Raw genomic sequence first — 6,412 nt, forward strand, 5'->3', positions numbered from 1 at the left:
GCCTGGGCCGATGGCCGCCACCGCGCGCGCGGGCGCAGTGTCGCCCGGCTGGAGGCCGACCTGATCGGCGCGCTGCATCGGCAAGAGATCGCCGTGCTCTATCAGCCGCAGTTTCGCGTGGGCGATGGCATGCTGGCGGGTGCCGAAGCACTGGCGCGGTGGGAGCATCCTGGCCTCGGGCGGATCGGCGCGGAAACGCTGTTTGCCGTGGCCGAGCGGGCCGACCAGATGGCGCCGCTATCGCATGCGATTGCCAGTACGGCGCTGGCCGGGGCCCATGCCTGGCCCGCGCCGCTGCGCCTGTCGCTGAACGTGACGGCCGAGGATTTTGCCTTGCCCGATTTCGCGCCGGCTCTTTTGGCGCGCGCCGATGCGGCCGGCTTTGCCCCCGATCGGTTGACGATCGAGATTACCGAACAGACCCTGATTGCCGATTTCGATGCGTGTGCGGCGGCGCTGCGCACGCTGGCGGCACGCGGCGTGGCGGTGGCGCTCGATGATTTTGGCACCGGCTTTTCCAACTTCCGCACGCTCAAGGCGCTGCCGCTCGATACGCTCAAGCTCGATCGCTCGTTGGTGCGCGATGTGGCGCACGATGACCGCGATCGCGCGATCCTGGCCGCGATGGTGGCCATGGCCCGGGCGCTGTCACTCAGCGTCGTGGCCGAAGGGGTGGAAAACGATGCGCAACTGGCCGTGCTGGCGCAGGAAGGGGTCGACCTGTTCCAGGGCTTCCTGCGGGCCGGGCCGCTGGATGGCGCGGCGATGGCGCGCCTGGCGTCCGGGGCGCCGTAACAGCGCCCCGGCACAACCGATCAGAAGCGCGTGACGAGCGCGGCGACCACCTGGTGGCGACGCACCGAAATGCCGGTGTTCTGGCCTTCGATGTAGGTGTGGCCATAGTCGGAATAGCGATATTCAACGCGGGCCACGATCGGCTGGCTCACGGCCACTTCCACGCCGCCGCCCAGGCGGAAACCGCCGTTGTTGAAGCCATAGCCGGTGTTGCCATAGTCAAGGTGCAGGCGGGCGTTGGTGTAGCCGCCCTTGGCATAGACCGAAACCTGCGGGTTGACGGCATAGGCCGCACGCACGCCGGCATAGAGGTCACGGCCGGCCTTGAGCGCCACGGTGCCATCGCTTTCCTTGACGGTGGAACCATCGGCTTCCAGTTCAACGCCCACGCTGCCCTGGCCCATGGCATAGTCATAGCCGGCGACGACGCCATAGACGAAGCCGTCCTTGCTGCCCTTGTCGCCCTGAACGGCCAGGGTCACGTGATCGTAACCACCAACAACGCCAACGGTGAAGCCGCTGTGATTGGCAACTTCCTGGGCCATCGCGGGAGCGGCGCAAGCAAAAGCAGCCGTGGCGGCGCCAAGGGCAAAGATCTTCTTCATTGTGGTATCGTCCTGCAATGTGATTTTTTGGTGCTGACAACATCACCGGGATGTGATCGCCCCGTGCCGATAGTTTTTGTCTGGCAGGATGGTCAACGCATGGTCATGATATGCAGGGATTTGTAACACTATGTGTGGCATAAAAGCCGCATGAACACGATTGCCGCCGGGTTTGCTGGCTCGGTGGTTGGAAAATCTGCATTTTTGCCCACCGCTGCGATCTTGGCAGCGGACGCGGAAATCAACGCGGTCAGGCGGCCTTTTTCGCCGCCCGCCGCGCGATGGTGGAGAGCCCCTTGGTCAGTTGCACCAGGCCGTTCAACCGCCCTTGCGCATCGCCCCAGGCGCGCTGGATCACCAGTTTGTTGTCAGGCCGCAGCTTGGCCGTGCCCTTCAGCCGCTCGACATAGGCGATCAGCCCCATGGGATCGGGGAAATCGTCGTTGTGGAACGAGACGAGCACGCCCTTTGGCCCCACGTCGATCTTGGCGATGCGCGCCTCGATCGCCTGGCGTTTCACCTCGATCAGCTGCAACAGGTTCTGCGTGGGCTGCGGCAGCGGGCCAAAGCGGTCGATCATTTCGGCGGCCAGCGCTTCGACGGCATCGGCGCCTTCGGCGTCGTTCATGCGACGATAGAGTGCCATGCGCACGGCCAGATCGGGCACGTAGTCTTCCGGGATCATGATCGGCGCATCGAGCGTGATCTGCGGGCTGAGCGCATCGCGTTCGCGCGCCATGCCGATATCGCCGGCCTTGGCCGCCAGGATCGCATCTTCCAGCATCGACTGGTAAAGCTCGAAGCCCACTTCCTTGATGTGGCCGGATTGTTCGTCACCCAGCAGGTTGCCGGCGCCGCGCAGGTCGAGATCGTGGCTGGCCAGCTGGAACCCGGCGCCCAGCGAATCCAGATCGCCCAGCACTTTCAGGCGCTTTTCTGCCACTTCCGACAGGGCCTGGTCTTCGGGATAGGTGAGATAGGCATAGGCGCGCAGCTTGCCGCGGCCGACGCGGCCACGCAGCTGATAGAGCTGCGCCAGGCCAAAGCGATCGGCGCGGTGCAGCACGATGGTATTGGCACTGGGAATGTCGATGCCGCTTTCGATGATCGTGGTCGAGAGCAGCACTTCGTACTTCTTTTCGTAGAAGGCGCTCATGCGGTCTTCCACCTCGGTCGGGCTCATCTGCCCGTGCGCGGTGACAAAGCGGATTTCCGGCACGTTGAGGCGCAGCCAGTCTTCCACTTCGGCCATGTCGGCAATGCGCGGCACGACGATGAAGCTCTGCCCGCCGCGCTGGTGTTCGCGCATCAAGGCCTCGCGCATGGTCACGTCGTCCCACGGCATGACATAGGTGCGCACCGCCAGGCGATCGACCGGCGGGGTCTGGATAGTGGACAGCTCGCGCAGGCCCGACATCGCCATCTGCAAGGTCCGCGGGATCGGCGTGGCGGTGAGCGTGAGGACGTGAACGTCGGTCTTGAGCTCCTTGAGCTTTTCCTTGTGCGTCACGCCAAAGCGCTGTTCCTCGTCGACGATGACCAGGCCAAGACGCTTGAATTCCACCGACTTGGACAAAAGCGCGTGGGTGCCCACGACGATATCGACCGTGCCGGCGGTGAGCCCAGCGCGGGTTTCGGCCGCTTCCTTGGCCGGCACCAGGCGCGAGAGGCGCCCGATCTGGATGGGAAAGCCGGAAAAGCGCTCGACGAAATTGGCATAGTGCTGGCGCGCGAGCAGGGTGGTTGGCGCGATCACCGCCACCTGGTGCCCGGCCATGGCGGCCACGAACGCGGCGCGCAGTGCCACCTCGGTCTTGCCAAAGCCCACGTCGCCGCAGACCAGGCGGTCCATCGGCTTGCCTTCCGCCATGTCGCCCAGCACGTCGTCGATGGCGCGGTCCTGGTCCTCGGTCTCTTCCCAAGGGAAGCGATCGACGAACGGGCCATAGCTGGCGGGATCGACCGCCAGGACATCGGCCTGGCGCAGCGCGCGCAGCGCGGCCGTTGCCATAAGCTGCCCGGCCATTTCCAGGATGCGCTCGCGCATGCGCGCCTTGCGCCGTTGCCAGCCTTCGCCGCCCAGCTTGTCGAGCGCGACGTTCTCGCTTTCGGCGCCATAGCGCGACAGCACGTCGAGGTTTTCGACCGGGATATAGAGCTTGTCGCCGCCGGCATAAGTGAGCTGCACGCAATCGTGTGGGCTCTTGCCCACGGTGATCGCTTCGAGCCCCTCGTACCGGCCGATGCCGTGATCCATGTGGACGACAAGGTCACCCGGGATCAGCGCGGAAAGCTCGGCCAAAAAGGCGTCGGCGTCCTTGCGCTTCTTCTTGCGGCGCACCAGGCGGTCGCCCAGGATGTCCTGCTCGGTCAGCAGTTCCAGGGTATCGTTGGCAAAGCCCTGTTCCAGCGGCAGGACCACGGCCACCGGGCGGCCGCTGGCAGCCAGGCCCAGCGCTTCCTGCCAGGTGTCGGCCAGGGCCGGGGCCTGCTTGCCCGCCTCGGCCAGCAGCGAGGCCAGCCGCGCGCGCGATCCGGTGGTATAGGCCGCGACGATCGGCTTTCGGCTTGCGCCCGCGCGTGCCCAGCGCAGCGAGATGCTTGGCCGCCGCTTCATAGATATTGACGCCCTGCGCGCGATCGGGGGTAAAATCGCGCGCGCTGGCAAAGCCGAAGTCGATGACACTGGCGCTTTCCGGCTCGGCAAAGATGGTGGCGCGGTGCACTGGCCAGCCGGCCAGCGCGCGATCGAGTTCCTCGCGCGTCAGATAGAGCGCGTCGGGCTTCAACGGGCGATAGGTGCCCGATTGGCGCGCCGCTGCCTCTGTCCGGGCGGCATAGTAATCGGCAATGTCGTCCAGCCGGCTTTCGGCGGCCTTGGCGGCGCCGGCATCGAGCACGACGAGATCGCCCTCGGTCAGGTGATCGAACAGCGTGACCATGCGCTCTTCGAACAGCGGCAGCCAATGCTCCATGCCGGCCAGGCGCCGGCCTTCGCTGACCGCCTGGTACAGCGCATCGCTGGTGGCATTGGCGCCAAAGATTTCGCGATAGCGGCTGCGGAACCGCTTGATCGACGTTTCATCGAGCAGCGCCTCGCTTGCCGGAAGCAGCAGATGGGTTTCCACCGGCTGCACCGAACGCTGCGTGCTGGGGTCGAACAGGCGCAGCGTTTCGAGCTCGTCGCCAAAGAAATCGAGGCGCAGCCCGTGATCGAGCCCGGTGGGATAGATATCGAAGATCGAGCCGCGCACCGCATATTCGCCGGCATCGACCACGGTATCGGTGCGCGAATAGCCCTGGCGTTGCAGCAGGGCGATCAGGCTTTCACGGCCTATTTCCACGCCCGGCGTCAACAGGCGGGTGGATTCGCGGATGCGGAACGGGGAAAGCGTGCGCTGGAGCACGGCATTGATCGTGGTGACCAGCAGCTGCGGCCGCGCGTCGCGCTTGTGCTGCAGCTTTTGCAGCGCCGCCAGCCGCCGCGCGCTGATCGACAGGGCGGGAGAGGCACGATCGAACGGCAGGCAATCCCACGCCGGGAAATCGATCACGTCCAGCTCGGGTGCAAAGAAACCCGCGCTTTCCACCACCGCGCGCAGGGCGGCATCGTCAGGCGTGATGAACACGCAGCGGCCCTGGGCTTTCGCAGCCGCTGCGGCGCGGGCCAGGTCGGCCATGACCAGCGGCTGGGCACCGCGCGCCACGCTGGCAAGCGTCAGCGGGCTGCGGGCGGAAAGAATGCGGGTCAGGTCTGGCATGGGCGGTTCTTTAAAGCGTGCGTTGCGTGCGCGCCCTTCGACAGGCTCAGGGCGAACGGAGGTTGGTATGCGGGGCGGGGACAAGTTCAGCCCGAACGGACAAAACACGAAGCATTGCAATAACGTTCCGTTCGCCCTGAGCTTGTCGAAGGGAGGGAAACACAACCCCTCAGCGCGGAATCTCCACGTAGTCCAGCTGGCGCATGCGGTCCATCAGCGGCCCGGCATATTCCTCTGGCACCGACAGCGTGCCCAGTGCCCAGCCCAGGATATCGACGTCTTCTTCGTCCATCAGGGTTTCGAACCACACGGCCTCGGCCTCGCCCCACTGGCTGTGGAAACGGTCGAAGAAGCAGCCGATCATGTAATCGGCCTCGCGCGTGCCGCGGTGCCAGGCACGGAATTTCATGCGGCGCAGGCGCGCTTCGTCCAGCTGCGGGGAGTCGGGAGTCGCGGTCGTTTCGGTCATGACGGCTGCGGGTAAGCCAGCTTGCCCCATGGCGCAACGGCCCGATGGTGATTATGGAGCCGCCATGCGCCCTGATCTGCTCAATCCCCTGTTTGCCGAGGCCACCAGCCTGAAGGGCGTGGGTGCCGGCCTTGCCCGCCCGCTCGACAAGCTGGGGCTGACGCGGGTGCGCGATTTCCTCTACCATCTGCCCGATCGTTTCGTGCAGCGGCGCGCCGTGGCCACGCTGGACGAGGCCGCGCTGGGCGAGCAGATCATCGTGGCGCTGACCGTGCGCGAGCATCGCCAGCCAGCCGGGCGCGGGCCGTTTCGGGTGATCGCCGAAGACAGCGTGGGCAACCATGTGTCGGTCACCTATTTCGGGCGCGCGGCCTATACCGCGAAAAAGGCGCTGCCGGTGGGCGAGAAACGCTGGGTGGCCGGGCGGCTCGACCAGTATGGCCAGACCTGGCAGATCGTGCACCCCGACCACGTCAGCGAAGATAGCGCGGGCTTGCAGGGCCACCTGACCGAAGCGGTCTATCCCCTGTCGGAAGGGCTGACGCAGGGGCGTATCGCCAGCCTGGTGCACCAGGCGCTGGGCCAGGCGCCGCGCCTGCCCGAATGGATCGAGCCGGGCCTGCTGGCGCGCGAGGAATGGCCGGCATGGCACGAAGCACTGGCCCGCACGCACCAGGCGCCGGACAAGCGCGCCAAGGACCGGCTTGCCTATGACGAACTGTTTGCCAATGCCCTGGCGCTGATGCTGGTGCGCGCGGCCAACCGCAACCGGGTTGGCCAGC

At 66.0% G+C, this 6,412-nt stretch carries 3 protein-coding genes and 2 pseudogenes; 2 read left to right on the forward strand and 3 right to left on the reverse strand.

Annotation, left to right across the window (positions count from 1 at the left end; genetic code table 11):
• On the forward strand, window positions 1-795 hold a 795-nt coding region (locus H926_RS29885; protein WP_022678227.1), incomplete at its 5' end, for an EAL domain-containing protein.
• Between the two features lie 20 nt (window positions 796-815).
• On the opposite strand, the gene H926_RS0122290 is transcribed toward H926_RS29885, so the two are convergent.
• The 3 genes and pseudogenes from H926_RS0122290 to H926_RS0122300 form a co-directional block, all read right to left on the reverse strand.
• Entirely contained in the window at window positions 816-1,400 is a 585-nt protein-coding gene (locus tag H926_RS0122290; RefSeq protein ID WP_022678228.1) for an outer membrane protein, read from the reverse strand.
• A gap of 250 nt (window positions 1,401-1,650) precedes the next feature.
• Window positions 1,651-5,161: pseudogene (gene mfd, locus H926_RS29890) on the reverse strand (transcription-repair coupling factor).
• Window positions 5,162-5,330: 169 nt separating this feature from the next.
• The gene (locus H926_RS0122300) at window positions 5,331-5,630 is read right to left on the reverse strand and encodes a succinate dehydrogenase assembly factor 2 (RefSeq protein WP_022678229.1); all 300 of its coding nucleotides are present in this window, start codon (window positions 5,628-5,630) and stop codon (window positions 5,331-5,333) included.
• Between the two features lie 64 nt (window positions 5,631-5,694).
• On the opposite strand from H926_RS0122300, the pseudogene H926_RS35230 reads away from it, so the two are divergent.
• Window positions 5,695-6,412 (forward strand): annotated as a pseudogene (locus H926_RS35230) (ATP-dependent DNA helicase RecG); the annotation flags it as partial.

Source organism: Novosphingobium sp. B-7 (genome assembly GCF_000410615.1).
Taxonomy (GTDB): domain Bacteria; phylum Pseudomonadota; class Alphaproteobacteria; order Sphingomonadales; family Sphingomonadaceae; genus Novosphingobium; species Novosphingobium capsulatum.